The sequence below is a fragment of the Rathayibacter tanaceti genome (assembly GCF_009834165.1).
GTDB classification, from domain to species: domain Bacteria; phylum Actinomycetota; class Actinomycetes; order Actinomycetales; family Microbacteriaceae; genus Rathayibacter; species Rathayibacter tanaceti.
The window spans coordinates 414,791-437,038 of record NZ_CP047186.1 but is presented as its reverse complement, the minus strand read 5'-3'; the positions used below and the strand labels follow the sequence as shown (position 1 = coordinate 437,038).

Genomic DNA, 22,248 nt, shown 5'->3' with positions numbered 1-22,248 from the left:
ACGATAGCGAGGCGGTCGCGGCCGGGGCATCCGCCTCAGGGCTGAGGCTCTGCGGCCGACTCGCTACGCTCCCTGCATGACCGGATCGGCGCCCTACCGGCTCTTCGACACCCGGGTGCTCCGTGTGGCACGGCTCTCGCCGACCTTCATCCGGGTGACTCTCGGCGGCCGGTCGCTGCGCTGGTTCGCGCCGTGGGGGCTCGATCAGCGGATCAAGCTGGTGCTCCCGCGCGCCGACGGCGGCTGGGGCGACGCTCTCGCCGGCGAGGTCGACGGGCTGGGGGTCCCGGAGTGGCGGCGCCTCGTCGCGCAGGAGCCCGCCGGAGCCCGGCATCCGCTGCGCACCTACACGCCCCGTGCGGTGCGCCCGGAGGCCCGGGAGGTCGACATCGACTTCTTCGTGCACGAGCCGGCGGGTCCGGCGAGCACCTGGGCGGCCGGAGCGGAGGCGGGCGACCGGCTGCTGCTCTCGGGTCCGGACGTGCGGGCGCAGGATCGACGCCACGGCATCCAGTGGCGACCCGCGCGGCCGCCGGCGCGGGTCCTGCTCGTCGGCGACGAGACCGCGGTGCCCGCGCTGGCCGGCATCGGGGCGGCGCTGCCCCGGACCACCACCGGGACCGTCCTCGTGGAGGCGGACGATCCGCTCGCCTGCCCGGCGCTCGGCGATCTGCCGGAGGACGTGGAGGTGCGACTCCTCGCGCGCGGCGGGCGTCGCCCGGGCACGGCGCTGGCCGAGGCGATCGCGCGGTGGGCGCGGGACGACTCCGGAGCCGCCGCCGCGACGGGCCGCGACTTCACTGCCTGGATCGCCGCCGAGAGCACGGCCGTCGCCGCGCTGCGCGATGCGGTGACGGCGCACGGAGTGGATCCCGCCCTCGTGCAGGCCCAGGGCTACTGGCGAGTGGGGCGACGGGACGCGCCGAGTGAGGGTATCCTTACTCATCGGTGATCCGACAGCGCGGTCGATCCAGCTGATCCTCGACCGAAGGCGCTCCCGTGCATCCTGCCTCCTCCTCCTCCCACCGCCGTCGCCGCTCCCTGGCGGTCATCGCCCTCGCCGCCTCCGCCGCGCTCGGCCTCTCGGCCTGCGCGGGCGGCGCAGCCGGCTCGTCGGCGAGCGACTCCCCGCCGAGCACCCGCTCGGTCGAGCACGCGCGCGGCACGACCGCCGTCCCCGACACGGCGGCCCGCGTCGTGGTCCTCGAGCCGGTGGCCCTCGACACGTCGGTCGCCCTCGGCGTCGTCCCGGTCGGAGCCGCGGTGCTCAACGAGAGCGCGGGAGTTCCGGCGTACCTCGGCGCCGAGGCCGCCGGCATCCAGAGCGTGGGAACGGTCACCGAGCCGAGCGTCGAGAGAATCGCCGCGCTGACTCCCGACCTGATCATCGGGACGGAGTCGCGGCACTCCGCCCTCTACGACCAGCTGTCGGCGATCGCGCCCACCGTGTTCCTCGCCTCGCAGGCCGACCCGTGGAAGGACAACGTCGCTCTCGTCGCCTCGGCGCTCGGCCGCTCCGACGAGGGCACCGCGCGACTCCAGGACTACCAGGACCGCTGCGACGAGATCGCGGCCGAGTTCGACGTCGCCGGGTCGACGGCCCAGCTGATCCGCCCGCGCGACGGACTCCTCACTCTCTACGGGCCCGACTCGTTCGCGGGCAGCACCCTCGAGTGCGCCGGCTTCACGACCCCGGAGCGCGACTGGGAGCAGTCGATCTCGGTCGACCTGTCGCCCGAGCGGGTCCTCGAGGCGACGGCCGACCACGTCTTCGTGACCACCACCGACGTCGACGACCCCACCACCGTGCCCGAGTCGATCACCGCCAATGCCGGCGCGTTCCCCGAGGTCCACCTGGTCGACCAGTCGTACTGGATCACCGGGGTCGGCCCCCTCGGCGGGCTCGCCGTGCTCGACGACATCGAGGACGTCCTGCGCGACGCGCAGTGACCGGTCCGGCGCCGCGAGCCTTCGGAACGCGACCGAGGAGGAGGCTCGCCCTCTGGCTCTCGGGGACGCTGCTCGCCCTCGTGGTCGCCGCGCTCCTCTCGATCGCGGTCGGCGCGAATCCGCTCGATCCACGGCTCCTGCTCGACACGCTCAGCGGAGGCGGGACCGACGAGTCGCGGTTCGTCGTCCAGGATCAGCGGCTCCCGCGCACCCTCGTCGGTCTGGCGGTGGGAGTCGGGCTGGGCGGAGCGGGGGCGCTGATCCAGGCGGTGACCCGCAATCCGCTGGCCGATCCGGGGATCCTCGGAGTGAACGCGGGCGCCTCCGCCGCTGTCGCCGCGGCCGTCGTGTTCGCCGGGGTCACGAGCATCAGCGGATACGTGTGGTTCGCCTACGGCGGGGCCCTGGTGCTGACGGTCGTGGTCTTCGCTCTCGGAGCGGGCGGGCGGGGGCGCTCGGATCCGATCACGCTCACCCTCGCCGGACTCGCGGTCGGCGCGGTGCTCTCTGGCCTGACCACCGGGCTCACGCTGACGCATCCCGACGCGTTCGAGCGCCTGCTCGGCTGGTCGGCGGGGAGCCTGCTGGGGCGGAGCACTGACGTCCTGCTGCCCGTCCTCCCCCTCCTGGCGCTCGGAGCGCTGCTCGCCCTCGTCGTGTCTCCTGCCCTCAACGCCGTGGCCCTCGGCGACGAAACCGCTCGTGCGCAGGGGGTCTCGCTCCTGCGCACGCGGCTGCTCGCGGTGCTGGCGATCACTCTGCTCGCGGGAACCGCCACCGCGCTCGCCGGACCGATCTCGTTCGTCGGCCTGATGATCCCGCACGTGGTGCGCTGGAGCACCGGCCCCGACCACCGCTGGATCGTCGCCGGCTCGATGCTCGCGGCTCCCGTGCTGGTGCTGCTCTCGGACGTGGTCGGCCGGGTGAGTGTGCTGCCGGCCGAGATGCCGGTGGGGATCGTGACGGCCTTCGTCGGCGCTCCGGTGCTGATCGTGCTGGTCCGTCGTCGGCGACGGGTGACCGGGCTGTGACGCGGCGAATGCGCACCCGGAGGAACGCGGTCGTGATCGGCGTCCTCGTCGCAGTTCTGGGCGTGCTCGGCGTCGTCGGCGCGATGAGCGGCGACTATCCCGTGCCGCTCGGCGACGTCCTCGGGGTCGTCTCCGGATCGACGGAGGGCCTCGCCCGCACAGTCGTCGTGGAGTGGCGGCTGCCCCGCATCGCCGCGGCGGTCGTCGTCGGCGCCGCACTCGGCGTCGCGGGGGCGGTGTTCCAGAGCGTGACCCGCAACCCGCTGGCCAGCCCCGACGTGCTGGGGCTCTCGAACGGCGCGTTCGTCGGGCTGCTGACCGCGCTGGTGCTGGTCGGCTCCTCCTGGGAGGCGCGGACCGCCGGCGCACTCGTCGGCGGCCTGGGAGCGGCCCTCCTGATCACCGCTCTCTCCCGCGGAACGGGGATCGGCGGCTTCCGCTTCATCATGGTCGGCATCGCGGTCTCGTCGATGGCCGCGTCGCTCGGCACCTGGCTCCTGCTCCAGGTCGAGCTCGACACCGCCCTGTTCGCGTCGGCCTGGGGCGCGGGCACCCTCGCGGGAGTCGATGCGGCCACCGTCACCGCCGCCGGCCTGCTCGCCGCGGGGTTCTTCGCGGTGGTGCCCGCCTTCGCGCCCGCGCTCCGCCAGCTCGAGCTCGGCGACGACCTCGCGGCGGCCACCGGCGTCCGGGTTCCGGCCGTGCGCTCGCTCGCACTCGGTACCGGAGTCGCCCTCGTGTGCATCGCCACGACGGTGGCCGGCCCCGTCGCGTTCGTCGCGCTGGCCGCACCGCAGATCGCGCGGCGATCGGCGAGGACACCGCACCTGCCGCTCGTCGCCTCCGCACTGACCGGGGCTGTCGTGCTCCTCGGCTCCGACCTGATCGCGCAGCACGTGCTGCCGGTCACGCTGCCCGTCGGAGTCGTGACGGTGGTGGTCGGCGGGTGCTACCTCGCGCACCTGCTCGCGCGGGAGATGCGCCGACGGGGGTGAGACGGGCGGGGCGCCGGCGGGGCGGGGCGCCGGCGGGGCGGGGCGCCGGCGGGGCGGGGCGCCGGCGGGGCGGGGCGCCGGCGGGGCGGGGCGCCGGCGGGGCGGGGCGCCGGCGGGGCGGGGCGCCGGGCGCCGCAGGACGGAGCCGCCAGCCGGGGCCGCTCCGTCACGGTCCGCGATCGGCGCGCAGGGCCGCCACCAGCGCCGACGCCGATCCGAAGCCGGCGAGCGGAGCGATCTCGCTGTAGTCGACGGCCGTCTCGGCCGTGCGCCGCGCCAGCATCCGCCGGGCCTGGGCCACCCGGATCGAGCGGATCGCCCGCGAGGGCGTCACTCCCGTCTCGGCGAACGCAGCATAGAGGCCGCTGACCGAGACGGACAGGTCGGCCGCGAGCGACCGGGCGTCGAAGGCGGGATCAGCGCAGCGCGCCTCGATCGCCGTGTACGCCCGGCGCAGGAGCCGCACGGCCGTCGCGGTCGTGCCGCGGAATGCGGGCGGCCCGAGTTCGGTGAGCACGGTCCGCAGGGCGCCCTCGATGTGCTCCCTGGTCCCGGCCCAGAGGAGCGAGCCGGGGACGACCGTCGTCGCCAGCGCGCCGATCGCGGTGTTGAGCAGCATCTTCGTCGACTCCAGCCCCGCCGGCACGGGCGTCACGCCCCGGTCCTCCCCGATGAAGAACTGCGAGAAGAACTCGCGGCCGACCGCGACCTCGACGGTGCCGCTGCGGCCCTCGCTCCGCACCGGCACCGCGCCGGAGGACCACTGCAGGAACCCGCCTCCCTGCTGCACCTCGATCTCGTCGCCCGGCGCACCGACACGGAGCCGCCCCTCGACCAGGAGGCTGAGGCTCACTCCGCGGTGCCGCCCCTCCCGCTCGACCTCGCGCGCCGTGTGCCAGATGCGCGCAAAAGTGACCTCGGACGACGCGACGTAGTCGCCGAAGACACGGAGCCGCCCGCCTGCCGCCACGACCGAGACGCCGCGGTCACGCAGCCATCCGGAGGCGTCGGATCCTTCCAGGGCGATGCCGCGCTCGGTCGGCGCGCCCTGGCCACGCGGCGGGCGGGGCAGCGTTGCCCCCCCCCTTCCGGTCGGGTGAGCGAAGCGACCGGCGTCGTCGTCCTCCCGACCCAGTGTCCGCGCCGCCACTCCAGCCCGACGACGATTCCAGAGATCGACGGTCCGGCTTCCAGAATGCTCGACCGCCGGTGTCGCCGGGCGTGCTGTCGCCAGAACGATGAGGCCGTCCGACAAACACTCATCACAGGAGAACCCGTGAACGACTCATCCCCCCGCACACCCCACCGCATCAGCATCGACACCGGCTGGTCCATCCCCGCCGAGGACGGCGTGCACCGCCGCACCCTCGTGAAGGGCGCCGCCTGGACGATCCCGGTCGTCGCCATGGCGACGGCGACACCCGCCGCCGCTGCATCCGTCACGCCGACGCTCGCCTTCGTCAACGGCCCCTACACCGTCGATTCCTGCGGGAAGCTGAACAATGTCACGCTGCGGCTGACGACCGACGGCACGACGGCTGACCCGTCGAAGCCGGTGACGGTGACCCTTCCCGCCGGATTCACCTGGGCAGACGGCTCGTCAGCGCCACGATCCTTCACCACGGATTCGAACGGCCGAGTCGTCCTCCCCACAATCACTCCCACTCAGCGCCCCGGCGATTTCCCGATCAGCGCATCGTCCGGCCAGGCGACCGGCTCGTCGTCGATCGCGGTGTCCAAGGCCGCGACGAGCTACCACTACCTCACGGGAACGTCACAAACGATCGGGAGCAACCCAGGCACGGTCACTGACGGCGTGAAGGTCTTCAAGTGGGAGGGCGGTACGGCAATTCTCGATAAGAACGGCAACCTTTACCGCGCGACAGCTACAGGGTGGGCGTTGGCCGCATCCGGCGTCCGAGCCGCTTACTCCGGTTACGAGCGCCCTGGAGTCCTCACCTGGGTCACGAACGACGGCAAGGTCGCTGGGCTGCTGGGAACAAGCACCACCCCGTACACAGTGCCCGGTTCGGTTGCGAACCCCGCTCGCATCTTCAAATGGAGGGGCGGCACCGCCGTACTCGACACCGCGGGCAATCTCTACAACTTCACCGGCTCCGGATTCGCGCTCGTCGACACGAACGTCATCGACGGCTTCAGTAACTACGAGGCCGGAAACTCGATCTTCGCCTGGCTTCGCTCTGACGGCGTCGTGCGGTCGGTCACGGGGACGTCGAGGACCCCCGTGACGCAGCCCGGTGTCGTCAATGGCGGTCAGCAGGTCTTCAAGTGGCAGGGGGGCACAGCCGTTCTCACCGCCTCTGGAGACCTCTATCGCGCGACGAACACGGGCTGGGCGAGAATCGCGACGAACGTCGCGGCGGCGACGGCGGATTACGAGAACCCTGGCGTCTTGACCTGGGTGACGAAGAACGGCTCTGTCTTCAGCCAGACGGGTACCTCGACCACGACGGTCAGTGCTCCCGGGAACGTCGCCAACCCCGCCCGGATCTTTAAGTGGCAGGGAAGCACCGCCGTACTCGACACCGCGGGCAATCTCTACAACTTCACCGGCTCCGGATTCGCGCTCGTCGACACGAACGTCATCGATGGATGGAGCACCTTCGAGAGCGGCGGATCGGGTGGCATCTTCTCCTGGATCTCGGCGAACTGCTAAGAGGCCCGCGTCCTTCCCGGAGGCAGGCGCACGGCCGGCAGCGGTCGGCGCCTCCCTCCGGGAAGGGCGGGAGGTGGCGCAGAGCCGGGGCCGCCCGGCATGCCTGAGTACGGCCCTGGCTCCCGCAGGAGGCACACACTGCACCCGCCTACGCTGGCCCCATGGCCACGCTCCTCCTCGTCCGGCACGGACGCACGACCGCGAACACCGCGGGGATCCTCGCCGGACGCACCGCCGGAGTGCGGCTCGACGATGTCGGGCGGGCGCAGGCGGCGCGCACGGGCGAGCGGCTCGCGGCGGTCGACCTCGCCTCTGTGGTGTCGAGCCCGCTGGAGCGGTGCCGGCAGACCACCCGCTTCGTGCTCGACCGGCAGACGACGCCTCCGCCCACGCTGATCGAGAAGGGCATCACCGAGTGCGACTACGGCCAGTGGCAGGGGCGCCCGCTCCGCGACCTGGCGAAGGAGCCGCTGTGGGCGACGGTGCAGAACCAGCCCTCCGCAGTGGTGTTCCCCGGCGGCGAGGGGCTGCTCGCCATGCAGGCGCGGGCCGTGTCGGCGATCCGCCGGCACGACGCGGCCGTGGCGGAGGAGCACGGGGCGGGCGCGGTGTGGGCGGCGGTCAGCCACGGCGACACGATCAAGGCGATCCTCGCGGACGCGCTCGGGATGCACCTCGACCTGTTCCAGCGGTTGAGCGTCGGACCGGCGTCGGTGTCGATCATCCGCTACGGCGCGGGGCGGCCCGAGGTCGTGGCGATGAACACGGAGGCGGGCGACCTGGGCTGGCTGCGAGCGGCGGCTCCGGCGGCGGACGCCCCGGTCGGCGGGGGCGCGGGGCACGAGTAGCGGCGCGCGGCCGCGAGCACGCAGCCCCCGAGCAGGCGGCGCTCGTAGACTGGTCGCATGCCTCCGATCGTCCACGGATTCGACTGGCCCGATCGCGTCGTCGTCGGAACCGTCGGCTCGCCCGGCTCGCGCTCCTTCTACCTCCAGGCCAAGACCGGACCTCGCGTGGTCAGCGTCGGCCTCGAGAAGCAGCAGTCGGCGCTGCTTGCCGAGAAGATCGACGAGATCCTCGACCAGCTGATGACCGCCCAGGGCAACCCGGTCAGCGTTCCCGCGGGGACGCCTCCCGAACTCGTCGACAACGACCCGCTCGACCAGCCCGTCGAACCCGAGTTCCGCGTCGGTGGGCTCAGCCTCGGCTGGGACCCGTCGACGGCGCAGATCGTGATCGAGGCGTACCCGCTGACGGAGGCCGACGACGACTCCGCCGAGGAGCCGGAGCCCACCGAGATGCTCCAGGTGAAGATCCCCGTGGGCACGGCGCGCGCCTTCGCCAAGCGGACGCTCGAGGTGGTGGGCGCCGGCCGTCCGCTCTGCCCGCGCTGCGGCGAGCCGATGGATCCCGACGGGCACGACTGCCCGCTCGCATGAGCGACACGGGCGGGCTCGACGGCGAGCTCGAACTGGCGGGACGGATCACGACCGCCTCGAACGCGACCTTCCTCGCGCAGATCGGCGAGGCTCCGGTCGTCTACAAGCCGATCTCGGGCGAGAAGCCGCTCTGGGACTTCCCCGACGGAGTGCTCGCCGGGCGCGAGACGGCCGCCTACCTCGTCTCGGAGGCGCTGGGCTGGAACGTGGTGCCGCGCACCTGGCTCCGCGACGGGCCGCTCGGGCCGGGCATGGTCCAGCTCTGGCAGGACATCGACCCCGAGCAGGACGCCGTCGACCTGGTGCCTGCGGCCGCGGTGCCCGCCGGGTGGCGGCACGTCTTCGACGGTACCGACGAGGAGGATCGCGAGATCTCGCTCGTGCACGAGGACTCGACGGCGCTGCGCCGGATGGCCGTGTTCGACGTGGTCGCGAACAACGCCGACCGCAAGGGCGGGCACGTGCTCGCGATGCCGGACGGGCACCGCTACGGGGTGGACCACGGGCTCACCTTCCACGCGGAGCACAAGCTGCGCACGGTGCTCTGGGGGTGGATCGGCGAGCCGCTGCTCGAGGAGGAGCTGGCGGCGCTGGCCTCCCTGCGCGGCCGGCTCGACGGGGCGCTCGGCGCGGCGCTGTCGGAGCTGCTGACCCCGGAGGAGGTCGCGGCGTTCGCGAAGCGCTGCGAACGCCTGGGCTCGTTCGGGCGCTTCCCGGGACCCCGCGGCACCATGCCGGCCGTGCCGTGGCCGCTGTTCTGACCGGTCGCGTCAACAACGAAGGATGAACATGTCCGGAGCAACGAGGACGCGGGGATCTCGGGGCCCAAGAAACGAATTCTTCCTTCGTTGTTGACGGCAGGTTCCCTCAGAAGCTCCAGCCGCGCCCGAACAGCTCGTCGCCGGGCGCCCGGCTGTCCGATCCTGAGCCCCGAGCGCCGAGGTAGGACGAGACGACCGCGGCGCCCAGATCGTCCGCCTCCGGATTCACCACCGAGCCTCCCACCCGCCGGGCGAGCGAGTCGATGAAGCGGGCCAGGCCCGGGTCCTCCCCCAGCCGGAAGAAGGTCGTGCGCGCGCCGAGGCGCAGGGAGGCGTCGAGCTCGCGCACCGACACCGCGATCGTCACCGGGTCGGGCGGGTAGTCGAAGAAGATCCCGCCGTCGGGTTCGAGGTGCGCCGTCGGCTCCCCGTCGGTGACGATCAGCAGAACCGGCTGCGCGTTCGGATGCTTGCGGAAGTGCCGGTTCGCCAGCAGGAGCGCGTGGTGCAGGTTGGTGCCCTTGTCCCACTCCGCGTCGAGGCCGACCAGCTGCTCGACGTCCATCACCTCGGCCTGCCGGCCGAACGCGATCAGTTGCAGCACGTCTCCGCGGAACCGGCTGCTGATCAGGGTGTGCAGGGCGAGGGCAGTGCGCTTCATCGGCACCCAGCGGCCGTCCATCGCCATCGAGAAGGAGGTGTCGACGAGCAGCGCGACGCAGGCCTGCGTGCGCGCTTCCGTCTCCTGCACCTCGACGTCGCCGATCTCGATCCGCACCCCGGAGCCGACGGGGCGGCCCTCGCCCGCGGTGCGGGTCAGGGCGTTGGTCACGGTGCGGGGGATGTCCCAGGCCTCGGTGTCGCCGAACTCCCAGGCGCGGGTCGCTCCTGAGCGCTCACCGGCGGCACCTGCGCGCCGAACGTCGCGGGCCCCCTGCCGGCCCGAGACGGTCTCGGCGATGTCGCGCAGGAGCGCCCTGCCGAGCTGGCGCATCGCCTTCGGACTGAGCGCGAGCCGACCGTCGGAGCCGCGGCGCAGCGTTCCCGAGTCGCGGAGCGCGCGCTCCAGGCGCTTCAGCGTCTGCGCGTCGACGGAGGCGTCCTCGCCCAGGCGCCGGGCGAGCAGGTCGAGGTCGAGGTCGTCGAGGGAGGAGCGGTCGGACTGCGCGAGTTGGTCGGCGAGGGCGTCGAGGTCGGCGAGCTCCTGGAACACACCGGTGCCGTCGCCGAGGCCGAGGCCCTGCTCGCCGTCCATCCGCTCGGAGCCGCCCCAGTCCTCGCCGGGTCGGAGACCCCGGAGCGTCTCGTCGAGACGACCGAGCGACTGCATCAGCTCGGGACTGCCGAAAGCCTGCTGCGCGAGGGCGTCGAGCTCCTCTCGCTGCTCGGCGGTCATCGAGTTGCGCATCCGCTGGGCCGCCGCGGCGCGGGCGGCGAGGGCGTCGATCAGCTCGTCGACCGACTCCGGCCCCTCGGGGAAGTACTCGCCGTGCTGCGCCATGAAGGCGTCGAACTGCTCGGGAGTGTCCTCGCCGCGGGCGTGCGCCTCGAGCAGGTCGTTGAGGTCGCGGAGCATCGCGTCGATCGCGGCGCGGTCCTCGTCGCTCGCGTTCGCGAGCGCCTGCTTCATCCCCTCGAACCGCTGGTCGAGCATCTCGCGGCCGAGGAGTTCGCGGATCCGCTCGAAGTCGGCGCGCGCCTCAGGGCTCTGCCAGCGGTACCCGCTGAGCTCAGAGACGGCCGCGGCGGGCGAGGGAGGGAGGCTGTCGAGCTGGATCTCGGCGAGCGCGCGGTCGCCGTCGTCCATCTGCGTGTCGCGGGCGAGCTGCTTGCGCTCGGCGAGCACGGCCCGGTCGAGCAGCTCGCGGATCTCGCGGAGTGTGCCGTCGAGGTTGTTCTTCTGCGTCAGCTCGCGACGACGCTCGGCCACCCGCGCGGCGAGGTCGTCGAGCCCGTCGCGGTCGCGGGCTCCGCGGCGGAGGAACTCGCGCAGCGCCCGCTCCGGCGAGGTGCCCGCCATGACGTCCTCGCCGATCGCGTCGAGTGCCTCCGAGAGGTCGACGGGAGGCGCGAGCGGGTCCGGTCCGCCGGCGTACTTCGCGTAGCGGGCGTCGCGCTTCAGCCGCCGGTTGCTCCGGGGAGCGTCAGCCATAGACGGCCTCGCCCCCGCCCGTCTCCTTGCTCAGCTTGCGCGAGAGGTAGAGGCCCTCGAGGGCGAGCTCGACGGCTCCGGCCCGGCGCCCGTCACCCACAGCGCCCAGCCGCTCGGCGACCTCGTCGTAGACGCGGGCCTCGCCCAGCAGGGGCAGGCCCGCGAGGAACTCGCGCGCCGTGACCTGCTCACCGGTGGTGATCATCGCTCCGTTCTCGACCGCCTCGACGAGCGGGCCGAGGTCGATGCCGCGCAGGTGGGCGCGCACCGTCTCTGCGGTGGCCTGCCGGAGGAGGTGGTCGAGGACCTCGTCCTCGCGGCCCTCCTCACCCGACTCGAACTCGATCTTGCCGCCGAGCACGTCGACAGCGGTCTCGAGGTCGATGGGACGGGCGACCGCCTCCTTCTCGCCGCGGCGCGTGGCGCGGTGCAGGGCCGCGGCGGCGATGGTCTCGGCGCCGGCGATGGCGAAGCGGGCGCTCACTCCGCTGCGCTGGTCGACGGAGCTCGACTCGCGCAGGGCCCGGGTGAAGCGGGCGAGGATCTCGATGAGCGCGTCGGGGACGGTCGCGACGAGGTCCGCCTCCTGACGGATCACGGCGATCTCGTCGACGAGCGCCGTGGGGTAGTGGGTGCGGATCTCGGCCCCGAAGCGGTCTTTGAGCGGCGTGATGATGCGGCCGCGGTTCGTGTAGTCCTCGGGGTTCGCGCTGGCGACGACGAGCACGTCGAGCGGGAGGCGGAGGACGTAGCCGCGGATCTGGATGTCGCGCTCCTCCATCACGTTGAGCATCGCGACCTGGATGCGCTCGGCGAGGTCCGGCAGCTCGTTGATCGCAACGATGCCGCGGTGGCTGCGCGGGATGAGGCCGAAGTGGATGGTCTCGGGGTCGCCGAGGCTGCGACCCTCGGCCACCTTCATCGGATCGACGTCGCCGATGAGGTCGGCCACGCTGGTGTCCGGGGTGGCCAGCTTCTCGACGTAGCGCTCCTCGCGCGGCCGCCAGGCGACCGGGAGGTCATCGCCGAGCTCCTGCGCGCGCCGCAGGCTCACGGTGCTGATCGGCTCGTACGGGTGCTCGCCCAGCTCCGAGCCCTCGATCACCGGCGTCCACTCGTCGAGCAGGCCGACGAGGGTGCGCAGGAGGCGGGTCTTGCCCTGTCCCCGCTCGCCCAGCAGGACGATGTCGTGACCGGCGATGACCGCGCGCTCGACCTGCGGGATCACGGTCTCGGCGAAGCCGTGCAGACCCGGCCAGGGGTCGCGGCCCTCCCGCAGGGCGTCGAGCAGGTTGTCGCGGATCTCGGTGCGGAGGCTCTTCTGCACGTGGCCGGAGGCACGGAGCTGGCCGAGGGTCTGGATCGTCGGGCGCATCACCTCGTCCACGCTACGCCGCAGGGGCGACCCGTGGTGGAGGTGCGGGAGGATCGTCAGGCGACGCATCCCCTCACTGGCTTGTGTAGTACGTGGTGAGCCAGTAGTCGCTGCCCTCGGGCACCGAGACATCGAGGACGGTCGGCTGCCCGGGGTTCGAGAGCGGGACGGCGGCGATGCCCGAACCGTCGTCGCCACAGGTCGCCCCCACCGTGTTCGGCCGGTCCTGCCGAACGGTGATCGAGTACTCGCCGCTCCCGGTGCAGCGCAGAGCGAGGACGACCTTCGAGGCAGCGCCCTCACCGGGTGCGGGCAGCCTCTCCGTAGCGCTCGCAGACCCGATGAAGGTCCCCGCCGGCCTGCGGTCGGAGTAGACCGCGGCGACCTGCGAGTCCATCTGCCGCAGGAGCGCGGTGTCGCCGACGGGCGTCGGCGACGGGGAGGAGGCGGCCGTCGTGTCGGGCCGTGGGGTGGCAGCGGTGGTACACCCCGCGAGGAGGGCGGAGCCCGCGACGAGGGCGGCGAGGGCGATCGAGCGCGCCGCGGCGGGCGGCGTTCGCGCGCCCGGTGGGGACGTGTCGGCGGATGCGGGCACGGTCCTCCCCTCCTTCGTGTGCAGCCCAGTGTTCCGCACTCGGTCCGCGCGGTGCGGCCCCAGGCGCACCGGGGCGCCGCCGCAGGCGAGACGGAGCCGCGTCAGCGGTCGAGCCGCGGCGCCGCCGCCAGCAGCTGCCGCGTGTACTCCTCCTGCGGCGCGGCGAGGAGCGATGCGGCCGGCCCGGCCTCGACGACCGTGCCCCCGCGCATCACGGCGATGCGGTCGCTCATGTGCGCGATCACGCCGAGGTCGTGCGAGATGAGCAGCAGCGCGAGTCCGTGGCGGCGCTGCAGATCGTCGAGCAGGTCGAGGATCTGCGCCTGCACCGAGACGTCGAGGGCCGAGACGGGCTCGTCGCAGATCAGCACGTCGGGGCGGGTCGCGAGCGCCCGGGCGATCGAGACGCGCTGACGCTGCCCGCCCGAGAGGGTCCGCGGCGAGCGCCGCTCCACCGAGGGGTCGAGCCCCACGCTCTCGAGCAGCGCGGGCACGGAGGAGGCGCCGGCGTCGCGGAGGAGCCGGCCGACGCTCCAGCGCGGGTCGAACGAGGAGAGGCTGTCCTGGTAGACGGCGCCGATCCGCGGGCGGCGGGGACGGCGGGCGCGCTCCGTCGCCGCCGACCACGGCTCGCCGAACAGCTCGACGGATCCCTCCTGCGGACGCCGCAGCGCCAGCAGCAGGCGCGCGACCGTGCTCTTGCCGGAGCCGGACTCGCCGACCAGGCCCACGGTCTCGCCCTGGCGCAGCTCCAGGTCGACGCCGTCGACCGCGATCCGCACGCCTCCGCCCGGCAGCGGGAACCGGGCGGAGAGCTCACGGGCGCGCAGCACGACCTCGCCGGGAGGGTCAGGCGGGAGGACGGGCGCCGACGGGTCGGTCAGCCGCGAGCCGCGCGGACGCCCGGACGGAACAGCGGCGACGAGCGCCCTGGCCTGCGCGCTGCGGGGCGCGCCGAGCACCGCGGACGCGGGCCCCTCCTCCACGACCCGGCCCTCGGCGAGCACGAGGATGCGGTCGGCGAGCCCCGCGACCACGGCGAGGTCGTGCGAGACCAGCACGAGCGCCCGGCCGCGGGCCTTCTGCTCGGCGAAGAGCTCGAGCACGCGGGCCTGCACGGTGACGTCGAGCGCGGTGGTCGGCTCGTCGGCGACGACCAGCGGCGGATCGAGAGCCACGGCAGCGGCGAGGAGGGCGCGCTGGCGGAGCCCGCCGGAGAGGTCGCCGGAGCGCTCGCGCCTCCGCTCGGCCGGCTCGGGCATGCCGACGCTCGCCAGGACCTCGACCGTGCGCCGCGCGCGCTCGGCCGCGGGCAGCCGTCCGTGCAGGCGGAACGCATCGCCGATCTCGCGGCCGATCGGGCGCAGCGGGTCGAGCGAGAGCAGCGCATCCTGCGGGACGAAGCCCACGGATCCACCGCGCAGCCTCCGCAGGATGCGCTCGCCGGCGCCGACCACCTCCGCACCGCCGACACGGACGCTGCCGGTCACCGCGCCTCCGCTCAACCCCAGCAGGGCCCGCGCGGTGACGCTCTTGCCCGACCCGGACTCGCCGACGATCGCGACGCACTCCCCCGGCTCGACCCGGAACGAGATCCCGTGCACGACCTCGACCCCGTCGAACGCGACCCGCAGGCCATCGACGACCAGCGCGCTCACCGCACCCCCCGGAGGCGCCCGCCGAGGACCGTCGTCGCGATCGTGGTCAGCACGATCGCGAGCCCGGGGAACACGGTCAGCCACCAGGCGCTCGCGAGGTAAGTGCGACCTGCCGAGAGCATCGCGCCCCACTCGGGCGCCGGCGGCTCGGTTCCCAGGCCCAGATAGCTGAGGGCGGACGCCCAGACGATCGCCTGACCGACACCCAGCGTCGCGAGCACGGCGAGGGGCGCGAAGGTGTTGGGCAGCACGTGCCGCAGCAGGATGCGGGCAGGCGAGTGCCCGAGCACGCGCGCCGCCTCGACGTAGCCGGAGTCGCGGATGCCGAGGAGCTGGGTGCGCAGGATGCGGGCGTACCCGGGCGCGGTCGAGAGGCCGACGGCGATCGTCGCGGGGACGACTCCGGGGCCCGTGACCACGATCACCAGCAGCGCCAGCAGCAGCGCGGGGAACGCGAAGAGGACCTCGAGGATCCGGCCGACCACTCCGTCGACGAGCCGCCCGCCGAACGCGGCGACCACTCCGAGCAGCGCGCCCAGCACCAGCCCGATGGCCGTGGCGCTCACGCCGATCAGCAGGGAGGCGCCCGCTCCGGCGAGGAGGCGGCTCAGCACGTCGCGACCCGACTCGTCGGTGCCGAGGAGGTGGGCGGCGCTCGGCGGCGAGAACGCCTCCCTCGGCGCCACGGCCAGCGGATCGGCGGGGGCGAGCAGCCCGGGCGCGACCGCCGCGACGAGCAGGAGCGCGACGAACACCAGGGCGAGCACCTCGCCCACCCGGATCCGTGCCGGCCCGGTGCGCAGCGGGCGGGCGGCGCGCAGCTCGAGCTCGCTCACGCGACCACCTCCCGGCGCGCGAGCCGCGGGTCGATCACGCGCGTGACGACGTCGGTGACCAGCGTGACGGCGATGTAGGCGAGCGCGGTGACGAGGACGACTCCGGTGACGACCGGCACGTCGCGCACGGTCACCGCGGCGAGCAGGGTGCGGCCGAGCCCCGGTCGCGCGAAGATCGTCTCGACCACGACCGCCCCGCCGATCAGGTACCCGAACGCCCAGCCCGAGAGCGAGACCCCCGGCAGCACCGCGTGACGCAGGGCGTGACGGAGACGGATGCCGGCCTCGCTCTCGCCGCGCGCCCTCGCGGCGAGCACGAACGGCGACTCCAGAGCATCGAGGAGGGAGCGCCGCATCACCTGCCCGAGGAACCCCGCCAGCGGGATCGCCAGGGTGAGTGTCGGCAGCACCAGGCCGGCCGGCGCCCCCGTGCTCACGGGCGGCAGCCAGCGCAGCGCCGTGGCGAACACGGCGATCAGCACGGTGGCGAGCCAGAAGTGCGGCAGAGCAGCGGCGGTCAGCTCGAGACCGGAGCCGATCGCCGCAGCGAGGCGGCCGCCGCGGGTCGACCACAGGGCGGTCGCGAGGGCGAGGACCCAGGCGGCGGCGAGCGCGAGGACCGCGAGGAGGAGCGTGCCGGGCAGCTGCTCGCCGAGCACCTGGGCGACGGGCGTGCGCAGCGAGTAGGAGGTGCCGAGGTCGCCGCGCGCGAGCCGGCCGAGCTGCACGAGGTACTGGGCGAGGAGCGGCTGATCGAGGCCGTACTGCTCGCGGACCGCGGCGAGCGCCTCCGGAGACGCCTGCGAGCCCGGGCCGCCGAGGATCGCCTGGGCCGGGTCGCCGGGGACGAGGCGGATGAGGAGGAAGACCGCTGTCGCCACGGCCCAGAGCACGACCAGCGCTCCGCCGAGGCGGAGGAGCACGCGACCGATCATGACGGCGGGCGGGATCGTCGGCGGCTCAGACCCAGGCGTCGGCGAACCAGGGCGTCGACACCGTGTCGAGGGCGACGAGGCCCTGGACGGCCGAGCGGTGCAGGTAGTGGTTCTGCTGGTCGTAGAGCGGCAGGATCCAGTAGCCCTCGAGCACGATCCGCTGCGCCTGCTGGTAGAGGTCGGCGCGGGCGGCCTCGTCGGTCGTGGCGCTCGCCTGCTCAAGCAGCGAGTCGAGCGCCGGGTCGGCGATCTGAGCGTGGTTGGCGAAGTAGCCGCTCGGCGCTGGCGTGATCCCGGAGGAGGAGTAGAGGATCCGCAGAACGTCGGGCCCGACCTTCGTGTAGGGAGCGCTGACCAGCTCGTACTCGTTCGATGCGAGCGCGGCGTACCAGCTCGACAGGTCGAGGAGACTGATCTGCACGTCGAAGCCCAGGGTCTTCGCGGAGGCCTGGATCTGCTCGAACAGCGACTGCTCGGCGGGGATCGACTGGTTGGTGCTGACCGGGAAGCGCAGGGTCAGGGGCTTCCCGTCCTTCTCCCGGACGCCGTCGCCGTCGGAGTCGCTCCAGCCGGCCGCGTCGAGCAGGCCCTCGGCCGCCGCGATCTCGGAGTCGGAGCCGGCGTTCTCGAAGAGCGACGGGTCGGAGTACGCGGTCGCCTCGCTGCTCGACAGCGGCGAGTAGGAGCGCTCGGCGGTGCCGAAGAACAGCGACTCGATGGCGTCGTTCACGCCGACTCCGCGGACGAACGCCTCGCGGACGGACTCGTCGTCGAACGGCGCCTGGTGCGAGTTCAGCTCGAGGCGGTTGACCGAGCCGGGGCGTGGAGCGTCGAGCTCGACCAGATCGGAGGCGCCGCTCGCGGCCCGGAGCGTATCGGGCTGCGCGTTGTCGATGACATCGACCTCGCCCGCCTGCAGTGCGGCGTAGCGCGTGGCGGAGTCGGGGACGAAGCGCCAGGTGATGCTCGCGAGGTGCGCGGGGCCCTCGTGGCCGTCTCCGGTGGGGCCGGCCGAGGAGTCGTAGGACTCGTTGCGGGTGAGGGTGACGTGGTCCTGCTTCACCCACTCCGCGACGGCGAAGGGGCCGGTGCCGACGGGGGCCTCGCAGTTCGCCTCCTCGCCGCGAGCGATGCCGGCGGGCGACTCGATGGCCGTCCACGGCTGGGCGAGCGACTCCAGCAGCGCGCTATCGGGCGCGGTGAGGGTGAAGCGGGCGACAGTCGGCGACACGGCCGTGACGGAGGCGACCTTCGCGACGGCGAGGTAGCCGGTCGACGACTTCGTCGCCGGGTCCTGGAGGTGCGCGATGTTCGCGGCGACGGCCTCCGCATCGAGCGGGGTGCCGTCGGTGAAGCTCACGCCCTCGCGGAGGGTGAAATCGTAGGTGAGCGCGTCATCCGAGACGGTCCACGACTCGGCCAGCCAGGGCGTGATGGTGCCGTCGGCGTCGCGCGAGACGAGCGACTCCAGCACCTGCGTGGCGAGCAGCGCCTGCGGATAGTTGCCGCCCACGTGCGGGTCGAGGCAGGTGGGCTCGGCGTCTCCGGACGCGTAGGTGAGGCTGCCGCCCTCGACGGGTGTGCTCGAGGCGTCGGGCGCCTCGGCGGTGCAGCCGCTGAGCAGGAGGGCGGTGGCAGCGAGCGCGGCGGGGAGGGCGAGGTGGCGGGGGCGCAGCGGCATGACGGCTTTCGTGGAGTGGTCGGGAGGGCTCGCGTTTCTTGGACGCGACCCAGGAAACGCTAGCAGGACACGAAGGCCGTGGGCGGGGGTCGCCGAGATCTGTGGACAGCGCCTCCGCTCGCTCACCTGGGGAGGAGCGTCGAGCCGGCGCTCGGGGATGCCGCGAGGTCTGGTCCGGGCCGGCGCACCTGCACAACGAAGGCTGAGAGCGCTCGGACGAGCCGGAGAGCCGTCTGCGCCCCTCTGAACCTTCGTTGTGACGCCCCGACCGACCTGCACAACCCCGGCGCCCCTCACACCGCCGCGCGCAGCCCCTCGACCAGGTCGTCCTGCGCCGCGCGCCCGGTCCGCGTCGGCACGAACGGGTACACGTGGACCTGCCCGACCGCCTCGTGCAGCTCGAACGGCACGCCCGCCACGGCCGCCCGCTCGGCCAACAGATGCGCATCCGGATTGAGGACATCGCGCGTGCCCGTGAAGACGGTGAGCGGCCCGAGCCCCGCCAGGTCGCCGAACAGCGGGCTGACCACCGGGTCGAGCAGGTCCAGCGAGCCGCGCCAGCGATCGGCGAGCACCCGGCCGCCCCGGGTCCCGAGCCACGGATCGCTCGGCTGCACCTCGGGGATCCGCGGGTTGCTCCACGACAGGTCGAGGGCCGGCGAGATCAGCGTGGTCCGAGGGAGCACGACGCCGTCGTCGCGCAGGGCGAGGGCGGTGGAGAGGGCGATCTGCCCGCCAGCGGAGTCACCGCCGAGACGGGTCGGACCGTGGCGGTCGAGGCTGCGCAGCACCAGGGCGCGCACGCCGTCGCGCGCCTCGAGCGCGGTGCCGAAGGGGATGAGCGGGTAGATGGGGAGCGTCACCGCGAGCGCGGCCTCGTCGGCGATGCGGGCAGCGAGCCACCAGTGCGGCGGCACGATCTCGTTGACCCAGCCGCCGCCGTGCACGTAGACCAGCCCGCCGCGCACCTCCCCTCGCGGGAGCAGTGTGTAGACGGGCCAGCCGTCGACCTGCTCGGCGTCGACACGGACCCCCGACCGCAGGCGCGGCGGTGGCCCGTAGGAGGCGGGCCGCAGAGCCCGCGCTCGGATGCGGCGGCGCGCGCCCTCCGCGGTCACGAAGGTGCGGTTCGCCCGGGCGAGCCGGAGCGCGAGCGGGACGAGGGCATCGGGGACGACGAGCGGCATCGCCCGAGCATCGCGGACGACGGTGCGCGGAGGCTGGATGCGGGTCATCGCGGCTCAGCCTCCGTTGGACTGCGGCACGCCCTCGGCGAGCGCCTCGAAGGTGTGGACGAAGCCGCCGTCCGGTCCGCTCACGGTCGCGAACGCCTCCGTCGTGCCCGGCCGGATCGCGACGTTGGTCGCCGAGGTCACCCCGGGCTCGGCGACGGTGACGGTCTGCACGAGGGCTCCGGAGGCGTCGTAGACGAGGATCTCGGGGCGGCCGTGCAGGCCCACGTAGAGGTTGCCGGCGGCGTCGACCGCGATCGAGTCGAGCTGGCCGATGCCGGGCGAGGCATGGATCGCGGGGAACGCGGTCGCGACCTCGGCGCCGCCCTCGGCGAGGGTGAGCCGGTCGATCCGGTTGCCCGTGTTCATGCTGACCCACAGCTCGCCGTGGTCGGGGGAGAAGGCGATGCCGTTGGGCGAGGGCAGGTCGCGGGCGAGCACGGTCGACTCCCCCGTCTCGGGATCCACACGGATCACGCGCCCCGAGGCCTCCCAGTACGGATCCTGCGCGCCGGCCGCATCGCTCACGTAGAGCGCGCCGTCGGCACCGAAGGTGAGGTCGTCCGGCTGCATCGGCACCCCGTCGACCGGGCCGCCGGCCACCTCGCGCACGTCCTCGCCGTCGGGCGTCATGCTCAGGATCGACCCGCCGAGGAAGTCGGTCACGTAGAGCCGGCCGTCCTCCGGGCCGAACTGCGCCGAGGTGAGCGCCGAGCGGTCGTCGCTCCACACCGGCTCCACGCTCCCCTCGTCGAGATCGATGCGCAGCACCTTGGCGGCGCCGGGAGGAGCCGTCACATCGACCACGGTGAGGCGGCCGTCCGCGCCGAAGGTCGGCCCCTCGAGCAGGGTCATCCCGGTCGCCTCGTGGACGTCGGTGACTCGCAGGACGCGCTCGGCGGTCACGACCGACGGCGGTGAACCATCCGGATCTCTCGCCTCCGTGCACCCCGCGAGCGCCCCGGCGAGCAGCACCGGCACGGCGACCGCACGCCACCTCATCGCGACGCCTCGACTCCGGAGCCGACGAGCACGTCGCCCATCCCCTCCTCGCGCCAGGCGCGCAACAGGCGGTGGAACGCGATCGGGCCCGGGCTGTAGGAGGCGCCGCCGATGGAGCGGGTGCCCTCGCCGTTGTAGTAGCCGGGCGTGCACTCCGCCTGGAACGCACGCGTGTCGGCGGCGGTCTCGCGCACGGTGCGCACCCACGCCTCCTCCGCCTCGGCCGACGGCTCGAGGAAGCGGGCGCCGACCTCGCGGCCCCGGGCGATGACCGCGGCGATGTGCTCGGCCTGCTCGAGCAGGATGTGCGCGAAGTTCACCGAGTTGGCGTTCTGGATGCCGCTGAGGTGGAACAGGTTCGGGAAGCCGTGCGACGAGAAGCCGTGCAGCGTCCGCGGTCCGCGCTCCCAGGCCTCCAGCAGAGTGCGCCCGCCCCGGCCGACGACGGGCAGCGTGCCCGACATCACCCCCGAGATCCCGACCTCGAAGCCGGTGGCGAAGATCACGCAGTCGACCTCGTAGGCCGTGTCGCCGACGACGATCTCCGTCTCGGTCATCCGCGTGATGCCGCCGGTATCGGCGGTGTCGACCAGGCGCACGTTCGGGCGGTTGAAGGTGGGCAGATAGGTGTCGCTGAAGCCGGGCCGCTTGCACATGTAGCGGTACCAGGGCTTGAGCGCTGCGGCGGTGGCCGGGTCCTCGACGGTCGCGTCGACGCGCGCACGGAGGCGGTCCATCGTGTCGAGGTCGGCCAGCTCGTCGCGCCGCTCGCGCTCCTCCGGCGGCAGCGATGTGTCGACCGAGCCCGACAGGATCTGGCGCTGCAGCTCGACCGTCTTCGTCCAGCCGTCCTGAACGAGGCTCTCCTCGACCGGTTCGCCGGCGAGCACCGCGAGGAAGTTCTCCATCCGCTCGCGCTGCCACCCCGGGCGCAGCGACGCGACCCACTCCGGGTCGGTCGGCCGGTTGTCGCGCACGTCGACGGTCGACGGCGTGCGCTGGAACACGATCAGCTCGCGCGCGTCCTCGCCGACGTGCGGGATCACCTGGAGGCCGGTCGCGCCGGTGCCGACGACGGCGACGCGCTTGTCGGCGAGGCCGGTGAGGCCGCCGTCGGGCGTGCCGCCGGTGTAGCCATAGTCCCAGCGGCTGGTGTGGAAGGTGTGGCCGCGGAACGTCTCGATGCCCGGGATGCCGGGCAGCTTGGGCTGGGTGAGGGTGCCGGAGGAGGTCACGAGGAAGCGGGCGCGGAACCGGTCGCCGCGATCCGTCTCGACCAGCCACTCCTCCGCGTCCTCGTCCCAGGTCAGCGCGGTCGCGCGGGTCTGGAAGAGGGTGTCGCGGTAGAGGCCGTAGTGCTCGGCGATCGCGACCGCGTGCCGACGGATCTCCTCGCCCGGCGCGTAACGCTCGGAGGGCACCGTGCCGACCTCCTCCAGCAGCGGCAGGTAGACGGACGCTTCGATATCGCAGCGCACGCCGGGGTAGCGGTTCCAGTACCAGGTACCGCCGACGTCACCGGCCTCGTCCATCAGGCGCAGCGACTCCACGCCCGCCTCGCGCAGCCGCGACGCGGTGAGCAGGCCGCCGAAGCCGGCGCCGATCACGAGCGCCTCGACGCGATCGTTCACCGGCTCGCGCTCGACGCGCTCCGTGTACGGGTCCTTCGCGTAGTAGCCGAACTCGCCCGCCGCTCGGCGGTACTGCGACGCGGCATCGGGGCGGGCCCGGCGGTCGCGCTCGGCGCGATACTTCGCGCGCGCGACCTCAAGGCGCTGCTGGTCGGAGGCGGTGGTGGTGTCGGTCATGGTCTGCTCGCTCTCGTCTCGCGGATCGGCGCGACGGCGCAGCCCGGGACCGGGACGACGGCGGGAGGGAACCCGCCTGCGCCGACACGACTCCGGATCGGTGGGGGATGTCACAAGGTTA

The 22,248-nt window shown here is 73.4% G+C and carries 19 protein-coding genes; 8 read left to right on the top strand and 11 right to left on the bottom strand.

Annotated elements, in window-relative coordinates; genetic code table 11:
- Nucleotides 1–76 precede the first annotated feature (76 nt).
- The 4 genes from GSU10_RS02035 to GSU10_RS02020 are packed head-to-tail and all read left to right on the top strand — an operon-like array spanning nucleotide 77 to nucleotide 3,976.
- Nucleotides 77–952, top strand: coding sequence for a siderophore-interacting protein (locus tag GSU10_RS02035; RefSeq protein ID WP_132505693.1), 876 nt, complete (start codon nucleotides 77–79; stop codon nucleotides 950–952).
- Between the two features lie 47 nt (nucleotides 953–999).
- Entirely contained in the window at nucleotides 1,000–1,950 is a 951-nt protein-coding gene (locus GSU10_RS02030; RefSeq protein WP_199220894.1) for an ABC transporter substrate-binding protein, read from the top strand.
- Nucleotides 1,947–2,981, top strand: a complete 1,035-nt coding sequence (locus GSU10_RS02025; protein ID WP_082845305.1) for an iron chelate uptake ABC transporter family permease subunit — start codon at nucleotides 1,947–1,949, stop codon at nucleotides 2,979–2,981. The genes GSU10_RS02030 and GSU10_RS02025 overlap by 4 nt, the downstream gene beginning before the upstream one ends.
- A 32-nt stretch (nucleotides 2,982–3,013) precedes the next feature.
- Nucleotides 3,014–3,976, top strand: coding sequence for a FecCD family ABC transporter permease (locus tag GSU10_RS02020; RefSeq protein WP_241972934.1), 963 nt, complete (start codon nucleotides 3,014–3,016; stop codon nucleotides 3,974–3,976).
- Nucleotides 3,977–4,142: 166 nt separating this feature from the next.
- Here the strand turns inward: GSU10_RS02020 and GSU10_RS02015 are convergent, their stop codons facing one another.
- Nucleotides 4,143–4,946, bottom strand: a complete 804-nt coding sequence (locus tag GSU10_RS02015; RefSeq protein WP_132505699.1) for a helix-turn-helix domain-containing protein — start codon at nucleotides 4,944–4,946, stop codon at nucleotides 4,143–4,145.
- Nucleotides 4,947–5,252: 306 nt separating this feature from the next.
- Here GSU10_RS02015 and GSU10_RS02010 point away from each other — a divergent pair, with 306 nt between their 5' ends.
- The 4 genes from GSU10_RS02010 to GSU10_RS01995 all read left to right on the top strand — a co-directional run bounded on the left by GSU10_RS02010 (nucleotide 5,253) and on the right by GSU10_RS01995 (nucleotide 8,853).
- On the top strand, nucleotides 5,253–6,653 hold the full coding sequence (locus tag GSU10_RS02010) for a hypothetical protein (protein ID WP_132505702.1): 1,401 nt from the start codon (nucleotides 5,253–5,255) through the stop codon (nucleotides 6,651–6,653).
- Nucleotides 6,654–6,814: 161 nt separating this feature from the next.
- Nucleotides 6,815–7,501 (top strand): histidine phosphatase family protein, encoded by a 687-nt coding sequence (locus GSU10_RS02005; RefSeq protein ID WP_132505705.1) that lies wholly within the window; start codon nucleotides 6,815–6,817, stop codon nucleotides 7,499–7,501.
- Between the two features lie 57 nt (nucleotides 7,502–7,558).
- A complete protein-coding gene (locus GSU10_RS02000) occupies nucleotides 7,559–8,092 on the top strand; it encodes a DUF3090 domain-containing protein (protein WP_068213001.1) in 534 nt (177 codons plus the stop codon).
- On the top strand, nucleotides 8,089–8,853 hold the full coding sequence (locus GSU10_RS01995; protein WP_068212999.1) for an SCO1664 family protein: 765 nt from the start codon (nucleotides 8,089–8,091) through the stop codon (nucleotides 8,851–8,853). Before GSU10_RS02000 ends, GSU10_RS01995 begins: the two co-directional genes overlap by 4 nt.
- A 106-nt stretch (nucleotides 8,854–8,959) precedes the next feature.
- On the opposite strand, the gene GSU10_RS01990 is transcribed toward GSU10_RS01995, so the two are convergent.
- From GSU10_RS01990 to GSU10_RS01945, 10 genes are all read right to left on the bottom strand, one after another.
- A complete protein-coding gene (locus tag GSU10_RS01990; RefSeq protein WP_068212996.1) occupies nucleotides 8,960–11,005 on the bottom strand; it encodes a vWA domain-containing protein in 2,046 nt (681 codons plus the stop codon).
- Nucleotides 10,998–12,380 carry a magnesium chelatase ATPase subunit I gene (locus GSU10_RS01985; RefSeq protein ID WP_068212993.1) on the bottom strand — a complete coding sequence of 461 codons (1,383 nt, stop codon included), beginning with the start codon at nucleotides 12,378–12,380 and terminating at the stop codon, nucleotides 10,998–11,000. Before GSU10_RS01985 ends, GSU10_RS01990 begins: the two co-directional genes overlap by 8 nt.
- A gap of 73 nt (nucleotides 12,381–12,453) precedes the next feature.
- A complete protein-coding gene (locus GSU10_RS01980) occupies nucleotides 12,454–12,975 on the bottom strand; it encodes a hypothetical protein (protein ID WP_132505708.1) in 522 nt (173 codons plus the stop codon).
- A gap of 101 nt (nucleotides 12,976–13,076) precedes the next feature.
- The gene (locus GSU10_RS01975; RefSeq protein WP_132505711.1) at nucleotides 13,077–14,633 is read right to left on the bottom strand and encodes an ATP-binding cassette domain-containing protein; all 1,557 of its coding nucleotides are present in this window, start codon (nucleotides 14,631–14,633) and stop codon (nucleotides 13,077–13,079) included.
- Nucleotides 14,630–15,469 carry an ABC transporter permease gene (locus GSU10_RS01970; protein WP_132505714.1) on the bottom strand — a complete coding sequence of 280 codons (840 nt, stop codon included), beginning with the start codon at nucleotides 15,467–15,469 and terminating at the stop codon, nucleotides 14,630–14,632. The genes GSU10_RS01975 and GSU10_RS01970 overlap by 4 nt, the downstream gene beginning before the upstream one ends.
- Nucleotides 15,466–16,404, bottom strand: a complete 939-nt coding sequence (locus tag GSU10_RS01965; RefSeq protein WP_132505717.1) for an ABC transporter permease — start codon at nucleotides 16,402–16,404, stop codon at nucleotides 15,466–15,468. The genes GSU10_RS01970 and GSU10_RS01965 overlap by 4 nt, the downstream gene beginning before the upstream one ends.
- A gap of 25 nt (nucleotides 16,405–16,429) precedes the next feature.
- Nucleotides 16,430–18,085, bottom strand: a complete 1,656-nt coding sequence (locus GSU10_RS01960) for an ABC transporter substrate-binding protein (RefSeq protein WP_068212036.1) — start codon at nucleotides 18,083–18,085, stop codon at nucleotides 16,430–16,432.
- Between the two features lie 293 nt (nucleotides 18,086–18,378).
- Complete coding sequence (locus tag GSU10_RS01955; RefSeq protein WP_236713643.1) at nucleotides 18,379–19,320, bottom strand: alpha/beta hydrolase fold domain-containing protein; 942 nt, start codon at nucleotides 19,318–19,320, stop codon at nucleotides 18,379–18,381.
- A 6-nt stretch (nucleotides 19,321–19,326) separates the two neighbouring features.
- Nucleotides 19,327–20,319 carry an SMP-30/gluconolactonase/LRE family protein gene (locus GSU10_RS01950; protein WP_068212034.1) on the bottom strand — a complete coding sequence of 331 codons (993 nt, stop codon included), beginning with the start codon at nucleotides 20,317–20,319 and terminating at the stop codon, nucleotides 19,327–19,329.
- The gene (locus GSU10_RS01945) at nucleotides 20,316–22,127 is read right to left on the bottom strand and encodes a flavin-containing monooxygenase (RefSeq protein WP_068212032.1); all 1,812 of its coding nucleotides are present in this window, start codon (nucleotides 22,125–22,127) and stop codon (nucleotides 20,316–20,318) included. The genes GSU10_RS01950 and GSU10_RS01945 overlap by 4 nt, the downstream gene beginning before the upstream one ends.
- Between the last annotated feature and the right edge of the window lie 121 nt (nucleotides 22,128–22,248).